Below are 19,092 nucleotides of genomic sequence, written 5' to 3' on the forward strand. Positions count from 1 at the left end.
CTTTTATGATAAACTCCGCCTGTCTCTTACTTGTTTATGATATCCCGTTCCAAATCTATGAGCCTCGTCTCTGATTTGCTGCAGTAACTGCAAGCCTTTAGATCTTCTTGGCATCTCTATCTCAATAAACTTACCCTCATAGAAAATCACAATCAGCTCTTCCTTTTTAGCCAAACCAATCACTGGTACGTCCTTTATCAACTTCAAGGCTGTTGATAGTTGTGGCCTGCCTCCATCAACCAAAATTAAGTCAGGTCGTGGCCAATCAGTTCGCCTAGTTCTTCGAACAAGCATCTGCTTCATTGCCTCAGTATCGCTATTACTACCATCAAGCTTAAATTTTCGATAGCTACTTTTATCTGCAGTCCCCAAGAAAAAGACCACCATCGCTCCCACCGTATCCATTTGTAGAGTAGTGGCCACATCATAACCCTCAATCCGCTCTAAACTAGACTCTATCCCGTAGCTACTCAACATAACCTTTAGTTCGCGGATGGCTCGCTCAGGAGTTTGATTATCCTTTAGAAACTCAGCCAATCCGTGCCGAGTCTTGGTGGCCCATTTGACTGCCTCGTACATCTTCCTAACCTCCTCAGCCTCCTCATATTTTTCATTCTTAGCCAATCTTCGTATCTTCTTTTCTAAGCTAACCAACAAACCACTCGAACTCCCATTTAAGAATCTCTTTAAGTATCCGATCTTACTTCGGTACTTTGTCTTACTAACCAATCCCGTGCAGGCGCCATCACACTTGCCAATATGGTAATAGAAACATGCTCTTTTAACGCCATTGTTAGGTGGATTTTGGCAAAACTTAAAAATATTTCTAGCCACTTTAAGTACCATCTCAGCTTCATAGCGGGTTCTAAATGGACCATACACTGACCTAAAATTCTCTATCTCACCACCTCTGATCAAACTAACCACTGGAAAATCTTCATTACCTACCATGATGTAGGTACTACTCTTGTCATCCTTCGACATCGAGTTGTAAAAAGGTTGATGCAGACGGATCAACTTTGCTTCAAGTAGCAAACTCTCGATTTCCGACTCAACCTGATAAAACCTAATCCATTTGGCCAAATTAACAAACTCCTTTTGTTTACTTCTTGCCTCCTTAGCTTGTTGAAGATGTTGTTTAAGTCTGGACTTAGGATGAACCGATTTACCTATATACAGCGGTTTACCGGTCTCGTCTTCGAAGCAATAAACGGACGGCTGTGTAGGCACCCGCTGCCAGAATCGTGGCTCCAACTGCTCCGGCCGCCACTTTAACCGACGTCCCCCAAGCTTCGTCTTGTTCGACTCTAACCATGATTTCTCGTTGTCCATTCTTAATCAATAAATTACTTGGCGCGATTAATCCCTTACCTCGCGCCGTGTTAACAAGCATTACCCTTTCTCCGTAAGGTGGGATAACCTCCTCACGCACCTCGTCCACCACACCCTCAGGCTCTGATTTTATCACCAGGCTACCTCCTCCGGCCACCATGCCCTGATTCTTCACCGTTAATTCAATCACTCCTTTCCACCAATTTCGTTTGTATACAGCCTCAAACATCAAGTCCTCACTTGGCATTACCACCGGGTCACTGGCAATCACCTTAACATCTTTATTGCTAGTCACCTCCGTCTTATATGCTCCAGCAGGCAAAGGATTCACTGGATCACTACCGTGGATTACAAATACAAAGTGGTTCAAGTCCAGTTTATTAAAATAATCGACTCCTCCGGTCGTATCCCCCCAGGTTGGATCAATCTGTACCCACCGCCTTGTCTGCAAATCATAATACTCAGGCCAAGCATGCAAAATATCCTGGGTCAGACTCAAAGGTCGAAGTTTGTCATTACTAGTGAAAGCATAACCTTCCAGTTCTCTTGCTGGAATCCCCGCCGCTCTAGCCAATGTCACAAACAAATCCGTGAACTCAGTACAAATAGCCGTCTCAGGGGCATTTAAAGCAGCCAAAGCTCCCACTCGGCCACCTCCCGTTAACACCTTGTTGTAGTCATAACTTAAATAATCAGTCACGTAGTCATAAACAGACTTAGCTGATCCCAATTTATCAGCCAAGGCTTGTACCTGAGCATTGTCCACCTGCCAGTAGCCACTACTCGACAAATACGTCTCCCACATATCCTGATTGAGAATAGAGCCATCAGGATTAAAGCTTATCTTCACTACTCCCGTTGTACTTACATCAAGTTTCTGACCGGGTAACAACGTGTACTGGGCCAGCCAGTTACCATCCTTATCAATCAATACATTTTCAGGCTCCGGCCTGATCGACTCATAAACCATTTTTTGGTAATTCGTGTCAGGTGGTATGGCAATCTCTGCTCCTTGTTTTACCGGGCTGTTATTTTCCAAATGGTAGATCAGGTTAAAGCGCATATACTGCTCAGTTCCAAACACCGCCGAAATCGCCCTGTTACCCAAAGTCAATGCTTCAAAGCCATAACTATTACTCGTATTTGCCGCTGGCGGATTGTTCGTTGCTGTATCAGGTTTTGGAGTAATAAAAGCCGGCTCACCAAAAACAGATGGGACAATTAAGGTCACTTTCTGACTGGATATCTCTTTATCTGCCTCAAGCTGAGGAATGTTCACTTCCCAGATTGAGCCGTTCTTAATCGCAATATCCTGAGTTTCATAGCTTACCGAAAAACGATTTACCTTACCCTTGCCCACTACCTTATCAACAAACATAAACCTGATAATTGTTTGATTATCAGTCACCACAATCTCTGGTTCGATCAAGCCAACGGCATCCTTAACTCTTACATTTCTAATATCAGTAAACCCTACCGACAGTGAGAATCGATCAGCATATACGTTACTTATCTTGTTTTCCAAGGATATATCAAGCACTACCTGAGTCACCCCATTAAGACCCACCTGATAAATACTGCTATAACTAGTCTCAAACTCAGAGGCGGCCATCAACCTCGGGGCAGACACCAACCACCAGCCCAACATTAACACCACCAACAGTAACTTCTTCACACTGATATTTAACCAGCCGCCATGCCTCACTACAAGCCGCTAAATGATCTGTTTTAACTCCTGACCCGTATACGATCGCTCACACTCAATGATTTTATTTAAATTACCAGCAACCAATATCTCTCCTCCTTTGTCTCCACCCTCAGGACCCATATCAATTATCCAGTCTGCGTTTTTAATCATATCTAAGTTGTGTTCAATCACCACCACTGTATTATCCTGCTTCACTAGGCGGTGTAAAACGATTAACAATTTTCTCAAATCCTCAAAATGCAGTCCTGTGGTTGGTTCATCCAAGACATAAACAGTATGACCCGACCCAGTTTTTGCCAGTTCCGCCGCCAACTTAATCCTTTGCGCCTCACCTCCGCTCAAGGTTGGTGCTGGTTGACCCAATTTAATATATCCCAGACCCACATCCTGCAACGTCTTAAGCCGTTTACTAATTGCCGGTACTCCCTTAAAGAACTCCACCGCATCATCAACCGTCATCTCCAGTACCTCAGCAATATTCTTGCCCCGGTAATCAACCTCTAGAGTCGGCGAGTTATACCTACTCCCCTGACACACCTCACACTTAACATATATGTCTGCCATAAACTGCATCTCAATCTTGGTTTGTCCCTCACCTTGACAGGCCTCACATCTACCCCCTTTGACATTAAACGAGAACCTGCCCTGATTGTATCCTCGCATCTTTGCCTCAGATGTCATTGCAAACAATGATCTAATGTAATCAAAAGTCTTGGTATATGTAGCCGGATTACTTCTTGGTGTCCTACCAATCGGACTTTGGTCAATTAAACTAACCCTCTTTACCCTGTCAGGAATCATAATCGATTCATAATTCACCTGCTCTCGCTTATGTCGCTTGTTTAACTCTCTAGACAGAGCCTCATACAGAGTTTTAACAATTAAAGTAGACTTACCTGAGCCAGAGACTCCTGTTACACACACCATTCGATTCAGCGGTAGTTCTACATCAACTTGCTTCAAGTTGTGTTCACTCGCTCCCATTAAACGAATCTTCTCCGGATCCATCACTTTACTCTCATTACTCACCTCAATTTTCTTTTTGTTTGCCAGATACATTCCTGTCAGACTCTTTGTATCCTTCATCATGTTATTAACATCACCCTGATAGGTTATCTCTCCTCCCTGACTCCCAGCTCCTGGACCAAACTCAACAATCTCATCTGCTGACATCATCATTTCCCGATCATGCTCTACCACAATTAATGTATTACCCAATTTCTGCAGCTCCCGCAGTGTCCCGATCAATCTCTTGTTATCTCTCTCATGAAGACCAATGGTTGGCTCATCTAATATATACAATATCCCGGTCAATCTAGAGCCAATCTGGGAAGCCAATCTAATTCGCTGTAACTCTCCACCAGCAAGTGTACCCGCTTCACGAGCCAGAGTCAGATAGTCCAAGCCAACCGCTTCCAAAAACTTTAACCGGGACATAATCTCCTCCACAATTGGCCCGGCAATCGTTTTCTCTTTCTCACTTAAACTGCTCATAACCGTCTCCATCCACTCGCGTGCATTCTCAATCGATAAAGCAGTTACCTCAGAAATCGAGGCACTCAATATCGTCACCGCCAAAGCCTCCGGTTTTAATCGATATCCATGACACTCAGGACAAATCTCTTTAACCATGTATTTCTCAAGCTCTGTCTTGACATACTCAGAGCTACTCTCCGTATATCTTCTCTCCAGCTCGGGAATAATGCCGGCAAAACTAGTATGCCAAGTAGTCTCTCTTCCTTTAGAGTTAATCCCCTTAACCGCGTACTCTCGTTTACCCGTACCGTAAAGCAGTATCTCCCTCTGCTCATCTTTTAGATCTTTGATTGCCGTTTTGCTATCAAACCCATTTTCTAAAGCAACCTGACGAATCAACTTAGCCATCCAAGTATTTGTCTCAAACTGGGCAGCCAGTGGAATAATTCCTCCCTCATCTAAAGTTAAACTTTCAGCCAATAACAACTCTGTCTTGACTACCAGTTTACTACCCAAACCACTACAAACCGGACACGCACCCTCGGGTGCATTAAAGGAGAACATCCTCGGCTCAATTTCAGGCATACTCACATTACACTTCGCACAAGCAAACTTCTCGCTAAACAAGTGATCCTCCATCTCCACTGGCGACTCTGGGAAAGACAATCCGTTATCGCCAACCACCGACATCACCACCAATCCAGCTGATATCTCTAGAGCTTGTTCAATTGCCTCAAACAATCTATTTTTGGTTTGTTTACCCATCTCCTCATTCTTTTCAAAAACAGACTCAGGCTCGATTACGATCCTGTCAACTACTGCCTCAATGTTATGAAAATTGGTTCTGATTAACTCAACCCTGTCATCAAGCTTCAAGATTTTTCCATCAACTCGGATTTGAGAGTAACCTTTCTTAGCCAATGTCTTAAACAGCTCCTTAAACTGTCCCTTTTGATGCCTCACCACTGGAGCTAAAATAAGTAGCTTAACCCCTTTCTTCGCAGCCATCAGTTCATGTTTCCAAGCCATCCTTAGCATTAACCGGGTAATCTGTTCAGCGTCCAAACTGGTAATCTCCTCACCACAGTTAGGACAGTGGGGGTGACCTACTCTGGCAAACAACAGTCTTAGATAGTCATAGATCTCTGTCACTGTACCCACAATTGATCTTGGATTATTCGACCCTGATTTCTGGTCAATCGAGATAGCAGGGGATAGTCCATCGATTCTGTCCACCTCCGGCTTATCCATCACTCCCAAAAACTGTCTGGCGTAGGAGGATAGTGACTCGACATATCGCCTCTGACCTTCGGCATATATGGTGTCATAAGCCATACTCGATTTACCCGAACCAGATAGTCCAGTAAACACAATCAATTTGTTTTTGGGCAGATCAAGATCAACCCCTTTAAGATTATGTTGTCTAGCTCCTCGCACCATCAGATGCGTTGCTGGTGATGTATTCCTCTCTTTCACAACCCTTAATTTTACCAGAAAAATCCCGAAAGTTTAGCTAGTCACTAGACTCAGCAGTACTAGCAAACAGTGCCGTATTAATCCCCATCACGTGCTGAACCAATTTAGCTACATCAACACTCTCATCAGCCTCAAGCCGTTCAAAAACTCGATCTATTCCTTGATTTAGTCTATCCTCAACTTGAGCCAAATCATCGCCCCAACCTAAAGCAGTTACCATCTCATCCCTATCTTGAATCCATCCAGGTTCAAGTTTACCTGCTCCTCGAGTCACGGCCAACAATCTTCCAAGTAGAGCCCAAGGTGTGTATTCAAGTAACGCCTTCTCTTGAGCTGACAGTTTGTTACTACTTATCACCTTATCCATCGCCATTCTATACTGTCGCAAGCCTTCTTTCTGTTGCATCATCATTGGTTCAACTGTAAGAATCCGTTCACCCAATACTCCAAGTACCACCTCACTCATCCTCACTGACTCAGGCGTAAAACCCATTTCCCTAGTTAAGAAGCGCAAGCCTTCAGTTTGTGCCATAAATCTGTCCTTTTCCTATAATTTTGAAAAAGTATACCACAGCCGTCCAAGCTCATATTGTGATATATTGTCACTATGTCAGAACGCCCATTTGCTCCTGTTGAAGAAGAACGAGATTACTCGCCACCAACCAACGCTGAGTTTGTCTCAACCCCAGAGCTACGACAAAAAATAGAACAATGGCGCAAGGATAATCCAGACGCACCAGTTGTCATCGAAATCGGCTCGCGTAGTAATAATAATGATGGCGTCATACTTCAAAGTAGCCAGCCTGATGTTAAAGGCGACCCCATACTGGTTATCCACGTAGATCCGCTCAATCAACCAACGGACAGGATTCCTGATGCACCACCCTCGTCCCATGCTTTTATAGTCCGCGATCGTTTTGATGCCGATATAGGCAGACAACTTAGAGGTCAGGTTGACCTAGCTGTGGTTGTTGGCCTTATTCCCGATATAGATATCGAGAACGAAATCCTTGAAGGCATCAAGAGACTTGCACCTCCATATGTTTATATTTCCTCTGATGCTGATAGTGGTGATCGTCAAGTTACTGGTTACACCGTTGCGCAAACCAGAAAAAATATTTCTCGTATCCTTGGCAATGAGTACTCCGCCGAAGACCCTATCCTTCCAGCTGATGTCAGACCAAATAGTAGTATTGTCACACAAGGTCGGTCACTTCGTATGGTTCTTGAGCGCGATTAGTTTTCTATTCAATTTTTTCAATCAAATCACGCAGGGAAGCTGCCCGCTCAAACTCCCAGTTCTTAGCCGCCTCGTTCATTAATCTCCTTAGTTTCTTACTCAGTTTAAGCTTGTCACTTGGTGTCATTGCCTCAACATCTACATCATCAGGACTACTCCAGCCATAATCATCCAGTACATCCATCTTTTTTTTCTTGTTATCTACCTTAATCCTCTTTAAAAGCTTATCTCTCATTGGCTTAATGATTCCTTTAGGTACGATTTCATGTTTCAAGTTATACCTTTCCTGAATTTTTCTTCTTCTGGTCACCTCATCCATAGCTCGTCTCATTGAATCGGTAATCTTGTCAGCATAAAGAATCGCCTTACCCTCAACATGTCTAGCTGCTCTACCCATTGTCTGGATAAGTGAGGTTTCTGAGCGTAAAAATCCCTCCTTATCAGCATCCAAAATCGCCACCAATGACACTTCCGGAAGATCCAGACCCTCTCTAAGTAAGTTGATTCCCACCACAACATCCACCTCACCACTACGCAAATCATCCAATACATCAATCCTATCTAATGTCTCCACATCTGCATGAAGATAATGAACCTTAATTGGACTTTTTAGTTTGTATCCGATTTTTTCCTCTACCCGTTCACTGTCTTTTATATAATCAGCCAACTCCTCAGCCATTTTCTTCGTCAATGTGGTTGCTAGCACCCGCTCACACTTTTCTTTTCGTTTGACTATCTCTCTTATCAAATCACTCACTTGGCCCTCAATTGGTCTCACCTCGATCACCGGTTCAAGCAAACCGGTTGGCCTAATCAGTTGCTCGACGACCTTGCCCCCTGCCAAATTAATCTCCCACTCAGCCGGAGTTGCACTTACATAAATAGCCTGTTTAATCTTTCTGGCAAACTCCTCATACTTAAGAGGCCTATTATCTCTAGCTGATGGCAATCTAAAACCATACTCTATTAATGTTTCTTTTCTAGCCTCATCTCCTCGATACATACCTTTAATCTGTGGCAGAGTAATGTGACTCTCATCAATTACGGTCAAAAATTTTTTCTTACCAAAAATCTCAGCATTATGCTGCATGTACTCAATCAAAGTGAAAGGTGCCTCACCAGGCTGTCGGCCATCGAAATACCGAGAATAATTTTCAATACCATTCACATACCCCATAGTCATTAACATCTCCAGATCGTAGTTTACTTTCTGTTCCAGTCTATGAGCCTCTAGTATCTTGCCTTGATTCTTAAGCTCTTTACTTCGCTTGGCCAAATCTTTCTTTATCTCCTCCACCGCTTTATCCTGACTGTACACATCTGCCAAGAAATGTTTAGCCGGAGATATCACTGCCCGTTTCTCTCTTCCTTCACTCTCACCTGTAAGCAGTAGGGGAGTCAGATCAACTGAATCAACCCAGATTAAATCCTTTATCTCCTTCTCACCAAACACAATTCTTAACACCTCATCTTTATCAGCTGGCCACACCTCAACATACTCACCCCTTACCCTAAAATTTCCCCTAAGCAATTGACCTCTAGTCCGCTCATACTGCATGTCAACTAACCGTTTCATTACCTCTTCACGTCCAATCAGCTCACCACTAATCAGCTCCAACATATTCAGAGCATAATCCTTTGGCGAACCCAAATTATATATACATGACACCGAAGCCACCACAATAACATCCGGTCTTGTCAGCAAGTTGGTGGTTGCCGCCAGTCTCAATTTATCTATCTCATCATTAACACTCGTCTCCTTTTCAATATAGGTATCAGACTGGGGGATATACGCCTCTGGCTGATAGTAGTCATAATACGACACAAAGTATGACACAGCATTTTCTGGAAAAAAATCTCTAAATTCCTGGTACAGTTGAGCCGCTAATGTTTTATTGTGGGAAATGATCAAGGTAGGTAGTTTCACTTCCTCAATCACCTTGGCCAGACTAAATGTCTTGCCCGAACCCGTCACTCCTAGCAACACCTGACCGCTCTCATTCTGTCTGATTCCTTCCACCAATTTTTTTATAGCTTCTGGTTGGTCTCCTCCTGGTTCAAATGGTGATTTCAATTTAAAATCCATCAATCTAACATTTTACCAGAAAAATACCCGAAATCTTCTACTTGACTTCGGGTTTTATTTGTCATAAATTCTAATCATGGCAGTCACCCTTTACAAGCGACAACGACAAATCGTTGATTTTATCTCCCAATACATTCAAGTTCATGGTTACTCACCCACTCTTCAAGAAATTGCCGATGCCTTAGGTGTCTCCTCACTAGCTACCGTACACGAACATCTTCAAGCCCTAATCAAGAAAAAAATCATCCGCAAATATGAAGGCGCTGTCCGAGGTATCGAACTGGTTGACAAAAAGATTGGCCAGGCCTTAAGTACCGTCGAACTTCCCATTCTAGGCTACATAGTCGCCGGTAAACCAATCGAACCCTATGATGAACCAGACGCTACCTTAAAAGTCTCTCCAGAGATGATCACTGGCAAACGCAAAGCTTTTGTTCTACGTGTTAATGGTGAGAGCATGCGTGATGATGGTATCTTTGATGGCGATTTTGTAGTCTGCGAAGAAACCAATCAGGCTGATAACGGTGATATAGTGGTAGCTCTTTTGGAAAACGGCTTAGCCACTCTTAAAAGATTCTTTAGAGAAAAAACCCGAATTCGACTAGAACCAGCTAATGCTTCAATGAGCCCCATCTACGCCACCAGAGTTCGTATCCAAGGCAAAGTAGTTGGTGTTATCAGGCGCTTTTAGTTGATATGGTAGAAAGACCAAACACTCCTCCAGAAGCCTTCCCTGGAGCTTTCTTTGAGTACGATGAAGGCTCACCCACTGGCACCATGATTCTCCACTACCATGGACATATCTCTGCACAAGACCTAGAACTCTTTGACCTTCTTCCCGATCAGGCAGTCATCACTCATACCACCGGTATCGAAGATGAACCCATCACTCGTGTCGAGTTCATAGCCCCCAACCCTGACTATATGGACGAAAACAACTCTCCCTTACCTGAAACTCTCGAATAGTTTGTTCATCTCTCTTTTTCTCTTAAGCTCAAGTAAGTTCTTTCTCTCCAGTACTCCATAGCTGTATCCCAAAACCGGTTTACTTTCTCTGAAAAACTCGCCGATCATTATCTGCTGGTTAGTCCAGACTCCCTTTTTTAACGCCTCCAGTCTTGATCTTTCCGGTTGCTCTAGCTTTTTGATTCTTTCTCTAAACCAGGCATAAGTATTTATTTTGTTAAAAGTCACACACGGTTGTAGCACCTCCACCAAGCTAAAACCTTCGTGATTAATTGCGTCACTAATTAGAGTTGTTAAGTGCTCAATATCACCAGCAAATCCCCGCATTACCTGACTTGCCCCCAGTGTTAAAGCCAACTGCACTGGATTTAATGGTTCATCAGGTGTACCCATCGGGTACGTCTTACTTTTACTCCCTTTCAAAGAAATAGGGGATGACTGTCCGGTCGTTAAACCATATATTTGATTGTTATGCAAAATCACTGTTATATCAGGGTTTGATCGTGATGCTGCCACCAAATGAGCCACCCCTTCACCCAGTAAATCTCCATCTCCGCCCACCACAATTACCTTCAGTTTCTTATTTGCCAACTTTATCCCCTCAGCCACCGGAATCGCTCTGCCATGCAGTCCATGCACACCATACACCTTAACAAAACTAGCCATATTCCCCGAACAACCAATGCCATAAACTATGACCACATTCTCAATCGGGGTATCAAGTTTACTTAGTGCTTTTTTCAAAGCTGCCCAGATTCCATAATCACCACACCCTGGACACCAAGTCGGGAAGACACTGGTATTTAGTTCTTCGGATTTCATATGATTCTTTTCACCAAATTAACAACCTCATCTACATAAAATGGCCTACCATCATCCTTGCGAATATTACTTATCCCCCCCAGTCCCAGATACTCACGCACCAAACCCTCCAACTGTCCAGTCATGTTATTTTCCAAGAACACCAACTTTCTCCCCTCCAACACCTCTCTTGCTTTGCTAGGCATCGGCCAAACGTGGTTAAAATGGATATAGTTAACGTCATTAAACTCTTTAATCACCTCCAAAGCTACTCCTTTAACACTTCCAAATCCAACCAAACTTAATTTAGTTTCCTTTGATCCGTAGATAACCGGCAAAGCCATATCACTCTCAATAGACTTCAACTTAAGCAATCTTCTCCTCACCATTACCTCCCGCATCTCAGCCGACTCATCAACTAAACCCTCTGGCCCGTGTTCATCTGAGTTAGCCACATAGTACCCATTAACCAACCCTGGTAGAGTCCGCTCCGACACACCATTAGCACTCGGTTGGTAGCGATGGAACATCTCCTCCTCAGGCTTCTTTGGTTTGTCAGTTACATTACTTACCTCAACTACCGGTTTTTCCTCCAGCAACTCAACCGAGTAATGCGACTCGGCCAGTAACTTATCAGTCAGCAAGATCACCACCGTTTGATATTTTTGAGCCAACTCAAATGCCTTGTAACTCAACTCATATGCTTCAACTGGATCTCCAGGGGCCAGTACTATCTTAGCAAACTCACCATGTCCAGCGTGAATTGCAAATCGCAAATCAGTCTGACTTGACCAGGTTGGTAAACCAGTTGCCGGTCCGGGTCTCATTGCCAACATCACCACCAAAGGCAACTCCAACATTCCAGCCAGTGAGATACCTTCTTGCATCAAAGCAAACCCACCACCACTTGTTCCCGTCATTGCCTTAACACCCGCAAAACTAGCTCCAATCGCCATATTAACTGCCGCAATCTCATCCTCCGTTTGTCTGACAACCAAGTCATATTTATCCTGGTACTTAGCCAAAAAGTGCATCACTGGCGTTGCTGGTGTCATTGGATATGCACAATACAGTTGCATTCCCGCTGCCATTGCCCCCATTGCCACCGCCTCACTACCGCTCATCACCATTCGCGGCTTATCTGCCCTTTTCCTTAACTCCACCTGTCTCTCCTCACCAGCCAACTCCCAACCAACCCTAAGCGCTTTCTTGTTAATTTCCAACAATTCTTTCTTCTTGCCAAACTCTTCCTCGATCAACTCCTCAAATATACTTATCTCTACACCTATCAAGGCTGCACTCACCCCCAGGGCAATAACATTTTGCACAATTGGGTTACCCAACTCCTTCGCTTTTTCAAGCAAAGGTACTTGGATAAGTCTGCCCCTATTACCCTCAATCTTTACACTCTCATCAACCACAATCTTTGTTCGCTCATCAATCTCATCCTCATGTAAAACTACTCCCTCCTCGTTTAAGGCCACTAAAATGTCTAGATTCCATCTGGGATTACTTACCTGTTTTTCACTCGCCAGTACTTGATACGTGTTATGTCCACCTCTGATCAACGATGGATACTCGGTGTAACCGTTAATATACAAACCTGAACGTGACAAAGCTTTAGCCATAACCTCACCAGTCGACTTTATTCCCAGTCCTGCAGCTCCAGCAATTTTCCAGTTGATTGTCTTATCTCCCCAGGGCATTACTAATGAGTATAGCAATGCACCCACCCTCCGTCTATCACACATAAATTTAAAAACTAAAACCACTGCGGATACAAAAAACCGGTACTAAGGTTCAGTACCGGCCTGTAGTAGGCATTTCCAGGAAGTCACTGCGTCAATTCACCCTGATCTTAATCAAGGTGACCAGTTTCCCGTCTTTATTGACCACATCACTTCCCAGCAATGCCAACTGCTTCCCTGACCCACTGGCCAGAGCCTCTACTTGTGCTCCAGGATCCTCTACCTTGGTCTTAACAACCAAGATAAATTCTGACCCAGAACGCATTCTTCGCACTTTAGTGGCCGCAGCCTGTATTGTTCCAGGCATGTTGACCTCCTTTTTAAACTAAAATGGCGACCACCCATTCTACCATGACTGATACAATATGCTCATGAAACTAACCATATTAGGCCTACCCTTAGGCAATCATCTTGATATCTCTCTTCGGGCAATTGAAGTCATCAAGAACGCCAAACTAGTCATCTGCGAAGATACCAGAGTCTTTAATAGGCTTTACTCGAAACTTCAACACGAGGGCTTCCTTGACGCACCTTTCACCGGTGAGTATTTAGTTATTAATGACTTTAACGAAAAAACTACAGTCAACCACGCCCTAATCCGTCTTGAACAACTAGGAGAGGGGATTCTTGTCTCAGACGCCGGCTTACCCACCATCTCTGACCCCGGATTCGTCTTGATTAATGCTGTTATAGACAAACAAGGCGAGCTTGATATTATCCCCGGACCTACTGCCGCCATGACAGCTCTAGCTATCTCAGGTTTTTCTGCTGACAAGGTTATGTTTTTAGGTTTTTTACCAAAAAAGACCTCCAAAAAGCACAAAACTCTTTCACTTCTCACCCCGCTAATCGGTCAGGGGATCACCCTAATTCTCTATCAATCACCTTACCGCCTGTCCCAAACTATCAAACAGCTGCTTGAGTATTTTCCACCCAGCACACCAGCCGTAGTTGTACGCGAGCTTACCAAGCCCCACCAAGAAATTATCCGCGACTCACTCGCCAACCTATCCAACCTCAAACCAAAAGGGGAGATCACCCTTTTACTTAGGTTATAGCCTTAGCCTCTTTAAGTCTCTCAATCGCTGTCTCTGTCATCCGCCTTTTTCCTCGCTGATATATCTGACTCGCAAGTTCTAAGGCCTCCTTATATCCCACCCACCTCACCACCCCATAAACACACTTGCTCATATCAAACTCAGTCACCAGACACTCGCTTTTAGCCAGAAAATAGTGTTTACCTTTCATAGATAGCTCCTCACCCGTCTCTGTCATAATACTTTTTCCCTCAGTTTTATTTGGTGGAAACTCGACTCGGTCTACTCCAACTATTTCTAAGCTAAGATTTACTCCACTGGTTACCTCCTCACCCAGCTCCTCCTCGACAGTTCTAACCAATGCTGTCATCAAACTCTCACCACCCATAATTCCCCCCTGAGGTATCTGCCACAAACCATGCTCGACACTGTACGCCATCAGTAACTTTTCTTGATTAATCAAACATACAACCACCCCAGGCCTATAACCCTCTCGTCTTATTTTATCTAGCTCAGCTAAACTTGGTTCCCTCATTTTTACTCATCGGCCAAAGTGCTGGTGTCACCTACCTCCAGTCCCAACTCCTTAGCTCGAAGCATTCTTCTCACAATTTTGCCCGATCTTGTTTTTGGTAGCTTATCAATAAACTCAATCTCTCTGGGGTAAGCATGGCCAGCCAAGTGCTTTTTAACATACACCGACAGCTCTTCTTTTAATTTCTCACTTGGAGTCACTCCAGGCTTTAACACAACAAACGCCTTGATTATCTGACCTCTGACTTCGTCCGGCTTGCCAATTACTCCTGCTTCAATTACTGCCTCATGCTCAATTAATGCCGACTCAACCTCAAAAGGACCAACCCGCTCTCCTGATGTCTTAATCACATCATCGTCCCTACCCACAAACCAAAAGTATCCATCCTCATCCATATATGCTCTATCACCGCTGATGAACCACTTGCCCTCAAAATAACTATCAAACTTCTTAGGTCGCCTCCATATAGTCTTCATCATCGAGGGCCATCCTCGCTTCAATGCCAAACTACCCTCAGTCATTGGCCCCAACTCTTTTCCCTTATCATCCACAATAGCTGCCACATTTCCCGGTACTGGTTTACCCATAGATCCAACCTTTATATCCATTGCTGGGAAGTTGGCAATCGAGATGGCTCCCGTTTCTGTTTGAAACCAGGTGTCATGAAACAAAATCTTTAATACCCTCCTACCCCATCTAATTGGATCGGGATTGAGTGGCTCGCCTACACTGCAGGCATGTCTCACTTTAGACAAGTCATATTTATCAGGCAACTCGTCACCAGCCGCTTGCAACAATCTAATTGCTGTTGGCGCTGTATACCACACACTCACCCCCCAATCCTGCAAAATCTTATACCAACTCTCTGCATCAAATCTGCCGTTATACACCACTGCCGAGGCACCCAAACTCCATGAGCCCAAAATCCCATAAGCTACCCCAGTTACCCAGCCTGGATCAGCCGTACACCAGTACACATCATCAGGCTGCAGATCCAGCACGTACTTAGCCGTCATCTCCTCTTGTAACAAAGCCTCGTGCTTGTGCACCACCCCCTTAGGCTTGCCAGTTGATCCCGAGGTGTAAAGCATAAAGGCCGGATCATCTAGCTCCATCTCTCGTACCTCACCCTCGTCATCATACTGCTCCAATACCTTTTCTAAATCGTCACTCAAAATAATTTTTTCAAGGTTAGGTAAGTCTTTCTTGACCTTTTGAACTCGAGGTAGTAACTCTTTGTTAGTTACCAGAACCTTAGCATTACTACTTCCAATCCGATCTACCAAAGCCTGTTCCTGGAAAGCACTAAACAAAGTTCCAGCCACCGCCCCTCGTTTCAAAGTGCCTAAAAAGCCATAGTACATCTCCGGCACTCTTGGTAAAAAGAAAAAGACTCGATCACCACGATCAACCCCCAAGTCCTTAAGATAACTGGCAAACTGGCCGCTTAATCGCTCCATCTCAGCGAAGGTAAATTTTCTCTCTGTCCAATCCTCGCCGATCCAATAAAGAGCTACCTTATTTTTCAGCTCATCCCGAGCATGTCTGCTTATCGCATTGTGAACAGCATTAAACTTGCCTCCCTTAAAAAACTCCAGATCTTTTTTAACCTCATCCCAACTAAAATTCTTATACCCCTTCTCATAGTTCTCCAAGTTTGGAGTCTTGGCTAACTTTTTGTTCCCTACCTTTATTACATCTACTTTCATATCTCCTCACTATATCAACTCTTAAACTTACTCGCAAAGCCTTAAAACAAAGGTTTTCCGTTCATCTCTTCCGGCTGCTCCAATCCCATAATCTTTAGTATTGTTGGCGCTATATCAGCCAAAACCCCTTGCCGCAAACTTAAACCCTCTGGTCGCTTATCCCAGACAACAATCAGCGGCACTGGGTTAGTCGAGTGCTCTGTATCAACCTGCTTTCCATCCGGACTCAGCAATTCCTCCACATTGCCATGATCAGCTGTAACAATCAACACCCCCTCCTTTTCTTTGACCAAATTCGCTAGCTTACCCAATCCCTCATCTGCCGCCTCAACTGCCTTTACTGCCGCCTTAATATCACCAGTATGAGCTACCATATCAGGACAGGCAAAATTAATCACCACCAAGCCGTAATCTTGAGACTCCAACTTAACTTGAGTTTCATAAACTATCTCAGGCGTTGACATCTCAGGCTCAAGGTCATAGGTCTCCACATCAGGAGAGGGGACTATCAATCTATCCTCACCCTCAAACACTTTGTTTATTCCTCCGTTAAAGTAATATGTCACAAATCTTTCTTTCTCTGTCTCAGCTACCCTTAACTGTTTTATTCCAGCTTTTGCCACCACCTCGCCCAAAGTGTTTTCAAGCACTTGAGGGGGGAATGCCACCTCAGTTGCCAAGCCTGGTTCATATTCAGTCATTGTCGTCATCACAATATTCTTTAGTACAATTTTGCGCTTAAACGGAGTATTCTCTGGCGTAGCCACTACCTCCTTTTTCTTTCCGCTTACATCATAAGCATCAAAGCCTTTAATCACCATGGCTGTCTTTTCAAAATCGTCCATAACAAATGCTTTAGTCAGTTGCCTGGGTCGATCAATTCTAAAGTTATAAAAGATCACTCCATCACCGTCCTGGATTCTAGACTCCTTGGTATTTTCACCAATCTGGATTGGTTTAATAAACTCATCAGTGATTTCTTGCTGATAACTTTGCTCCAAAGCAGAAAGTGGGTCTTTAGCCTTATTATCAATCATCTCGGTTAAACCCTCATAAGCCAGTTTAGTTCTTTCCCAGCGTAAATCACGATCCATCGCATAGTATCTGCCCATCAATGTCGCGATTTTTCCAATCTTTAATTGCTCTAACTCATCCATTAACTTTTTTATGTGCATCTTGCCCTCAGTTGGTGGGGAGTCACGTCCATCGGTAATGATATGTAAAAACAGATTCTCTATCTGGTGCTTTTTAGCCAGTTGCAGTAATGCATACAAGTGGTCGTTATACGCATGGACCCCTCCGCTACCAATCAATCCCATCAGATGTAAACGTGAGTTGTTGTTCTTAGCCTGATTGATTGCCTTAAGCAAAGCTTCGTTCTCAAAAAAAGATCCGTCAACAATTGATAGATTAATTCTTGGTAAAGACTCCATCACTATCCGACCCGAACCAATGTTAAGATGTCCCACCTCTGAGTTACCATCCTCACCCTTAGGCAAGCCCACCGCCTCACCTGACGCCTCAAGCTGAGTGTTGGGGTACTCATTTAACAACATGTCATAATTAGGTTTACTGGCCAGCTCAATTGCATTCCCCTTACCCTCAGGAGCAATACCCCAACCATCAAGAATCAACAATACTACTGGTTTTGTCTTAAGCTCTGTCATTATCAGGTTTACTTGTCTCCGTCTGAGCTGGCTTAAGCAAGCTCTCAATCATGCCCATTCGGTTATATTTAATTACCCTCTCACCTCTAGCTGGCGCCCCAAACTTAACATAGTTTGCCCCCATCCCGACTGCAAAATCAGCGATAAAATCATCGTTTGTCTCGCCCGATCGATGTGACACCACTACCGCCAACTTGCTATCCTTAGCCAATTTAATTACATCAACTGTCTCTGATATGGTGCCAATCTGGTTTGGTTTGATCAAAACAGCATTGCAGGCCTTTTTTTCAATCGCCTGTTTAAGTCTCTTCTTATTAGTCACCACCAAGTCATCAGCCACAATCAAAGTATTTGCCCCTATCTCACTGGTTAATTTCGCCCAACCATCAAAATCATCCTCCTTCAAACCGTCTTCCAGGGCAAACAGATTGTAATCTTTGTTCAACTGAACATAAAACTCAATCATCTCCTCAGTTGTTAAAGGCTGAGATTTATCCTTAACCACATACTTCCCATTCTTAAAAAACGAGTTACTAGCTGTATCAAGCCCTAAGAATATATCCTTACCCAATGTAAAGTTGCTTAAATTTATCGCCTCCACCAGCAGTTCTAAGGCATCGGTGTTGGTATAAAGGTTTGGCGCAAAACCTCCCTCATCACCAACCGAATAAGCCGCATTTCGCTTGATTAACGACTCTTTAAGAGTCTGATAAACCGTCTCACCCATCCTCAAAGACTCGCCAAAAGACTGACGTGAAGAGGCGTAAATATGAAACTCCTGGAAATCCAAGTTATTACCTGCTCCATGTTTACCACCATTAATCAGATTAAAAATCGGTACCGGTAAGGATGACCAATTAAGACTTACCAAAGCATACTTCTCAGCCAAGTACTGGAAAATTGCCCTACCGCTAATCAACGCTCCCAGTTCACACACCGCTTGGGACACTGACAAAATTGCGTTAGCTCCTAGTTTTGACTTGTTATCCGTACCATCAAGATCTATTAAAACCTTGTCTACTTTGGACTGGTACAAAGGATCCATCCCCACCACCTTAGGTGCGATTATCTTATTTACATTATCAACTGCCTTTATCACCCCCATTCCCTTAAAGCGACTTGGGTCGCCATCCCGCAGCTCTACCGCTTCAAACTTACCTGTAGATGCACCAGAAGGAATAGCTGCTACTGCTGCTTGTCCTGTATCAGACCAAATGGTTGTCTCAATTGTCGGTGTTCCTCGTGAATCTAAAATCTCTCTCGCCTTTATTGCTTGTATCTTGGCCATATCAGGATCAGTTTAACACAAGC

General features: G+C 43.9%; 16 protein-coding genes. 4 read left to right on the plus strand and 12 right to left on the minus strand.

All coding sequences use genetic code 11. From position 1 onward, the window contains the following. Positions 1–3 precede the first annotated feature (3 nt). The 4 genes from MICH65_RS03170 to MICH65_RS03185 all read right to left on the minus strand — a co-directional run bounded on the left by MICH65_RS03170 (position 4) and on the right by MICH65_RS03185 (position 6,524). Positions 4–1,230: a GIY-YIG nuclease family protein gene (locus tag MICH65_RS03170; RefSeq protein WP_161931966.1), complete on the minus strand. Its 1,227-nt coding sequence runs from the start codon at positions 1,228–1,230 to the stop codon at positions 4–6. Continuing rightward, on the minus strand, positions 1,184–3,007 hold the full coding sequence (locus tag MICH65_RS03175) for a transglutaminase-like domain-containing protein (RefSeq protein WP_161931967.1): 1,824 nt from the start codon (positions 3,005–3,007) through the stop codon (positions 1,184–1,186). The genes MICH65_RS03170 and MICH65_RS03175 overlap by 47 nt, the downstream gene beginning before the upstream one ends. Before the next feature lie 39 nt (positions 3,008–3,046). After that, entirely contained in the window at positions 3,047–5,956 is a 2,910-nt protein-coding gene (gene uvrA, locus MICH65_RS03180; protein ID WP_161932188.1) for an excinuclease ABC subunit UvrA, read from the minus strand. Positions 5,957–6,029: 73 nt separating this feature from the next. Then, positions 6,030–6,524, minus strand: coding sequence for a hypothetical protein (locus MICH65_RS03185; RefSeq protein WP_161931968.1), 495 nt, complete (start codon positions 6,522–6,524; stop codon positions 6,030–6,032). Positions 6,525–6,599: 75 nt separating this feature from the next. Between MICH65_RS03185 and MICH65_RS03190 the strand changes: the two genes are divergently transcribed. Beyond that, on the plus strand, positions 6,600–7,232 hold the full coding sequence (locus tag MICH65_RS03190; protein WP_161931969.1) for a hypothetical protein: 633 nt from the start codon (positions 6,600–6,602) through the stop codon (positions 7,230–7,232). A 4-nt stretch (positions 7,233–7,236) separates the two neighbouring features. On the opposite strand, the gene uvrB is transcribed toward MICH65_RS03190, so the two are convergent. After that, positions 7,237–9,318, minus strand: a complete 2,082-nt coding sequence (gene uvrB / locus MICH65_RS03195) for an excinuclease ABC subunit UvrB (protein ID WP_174774489.1) — start codon at positions 9,316–9,318, stop codon at positions 7,237–7,239. 76 nt (positions 9,319–9,394) lie between these two features. Here uvrB and lexA point away from each other — a divergent pair, with 76 nt between their 5' ends. Together lexA and MICH65_RS03205 are read left to right on the plus strand one after the other, a co-directional pair. Further along, on the plus strand, positions 9,395–10,009 hold the full coding sequence (lexA, locus tag MICH65_RS03200; RefSeq protein ID WP_161931971.1) for a transcriptional repressor LexA: 615 nt from the start codon (positions 9,395–9,397) through the stop codon (positions 10,007–10,009). Positions 10,010–10,014: 5 nt separating this feature from the next. Continuing rightward, entirely contained in the window at positions 10,015–10,284 is a 270-nt protein-coding gene (locus MICH65_RS03205; RefSeq protein WP_161931972.1) for a hypothetical protein, read from the plus strand. On the opposite strand, the gene MICH65_RS03210 is transcribed toward MICH65_RS03205, so the two are convergent. The 3 genes from MICH65_RS03210 to MICH65_RS03220 all read right to left on the minus strand — a co-directional run bounded on the left by MICH65_RS03210 (position 10,264) and on the right by MICH65_RS03220 (position 13,098). Next, complete coding sequence (locus MICH65_RS03210) at positions 10,264–11,106, minus strand: thiamine pyrophosphate-dependent enzyme (RefSeq protein ID WP_161931973.1); 843 nt, start codon at positions 11,104–11,106, stop codon at positions 10,264–10,266. The genes MICH65_RS03205 and MICH65_RS03210 overlap by 21 nt on opposite strands. Next, a complete protein-coding gene (locus MICH65_RS03215) occupies positions 11,103–12,791 on the minus strand; it encodes a 2-oxoacid:acceptor oxidoreductase subunit alpha (RefSeq protein WP_161931974.1) in 1,689 nt (562 codons plus the stop codon). Before MICH65_RS03215 ends, MICH65_RS03210 begins: the two co-directional genes overlap by 4 nt. A 136-nt stretch (positions 12,792–12,927) precedes the next feature. After that, positions 12,928–13,098, minus strand: coding sequence for a hypothetical protein (locus MICH65_RS03220; protein WP_161931975.1), 171 nt, complete (start codon positions 13,096–13,098; stop codon positions 12,928–12,930). A 106-nt stretch (positions 13,099–13,204) separates the two neighbouring features. Here MICH65_RS03220 and rsmI point away from each other — a divergent pair, with 106 nt between their 5' ends. After that, the gene (gene rsmI / locus MICH65_RS03225) at positions 13,205–13,891 is read left to right on the plus strand and encodes a 16S rRNA (cytidine(1402)-2'-O)-methyltransferase (RefSeq protein ID WP_161931976.1); all 687 of its coding nucleotides are present in this window, start codon (positions 13,205–13,207) and stop codon (positions 13,889–13,891) included. On the opposite strand, the gene MICH65_RS03230 is transcribed toward rsmI, so the two are convergent. The 4 genes from MICH65_RS03230 to eno are packed head-to-tail and all read right to left on the minus strand — an operon-like array spanning position 13,881 to position 19,069. Further along, entirely contained in the window at positions 13,881–14,405 is a 525-nt protein-coding gene (locus tag MICH65_RS03230; protein WP_161931977.1) for an NUDIX domain-containing protein, read from the minus strand. The two genes, rsmI and MICH65_RS03230, sit on opposite strands and share 11 nt — an antisense overlap. A gap of 2 nt (positions 14,406–14,407) precedes the next feature. Beyond that, on the minus strand, positions 14,408–16,114 hold the full coding sequence (acsA, locus tag MICH65_RS03235; protein WP_161931978.1) for an acetate--CoA ligase: 1,707 nt from the start codon (positions 16,112–16,114) through the stop codon (positions 14,408–14,410). Positions 16,115–16,155: 41 nt separating this feature from the next. After that, entirely contained in the window at positions 16,156–17,781 is a 1,626-nt protein-coding gene (gene gpmI, locus MICH65_RS03240; RefSeq protein ID WP_161931979.1) for a 2,3-bisphosphoglycerate-independent phosphoglycerate mutase, read from the minus strand. Further along, a complete protein-coding gene (gene eno / locus MICH65_RS03245; protein WP_161931980.1) occupies positions 17,768–19,069 on the minus strand; it encodes a phosphopyruvate hydratase in 1,302 nt (433 codons plus the stop codon). The genes gpmI and eno overlap by 14 nt, the downstream gene beginning before the upstream one ends. Positions 19,070–19,092: the final 23 nt, after the last annotated feature.

It is taken from the genome of Candidatus Chazhemtobacterium aquaticus (assembly GCF_009936135.1).
GTDB classification, from domain to species: domain Bacteria; phylum Patescibacteriota; class Microgenomatia; order UBA1400; family Chazhemtobacteraceae; genus Chazhemtobacterium; species Chazhemtobacterium aquaticus.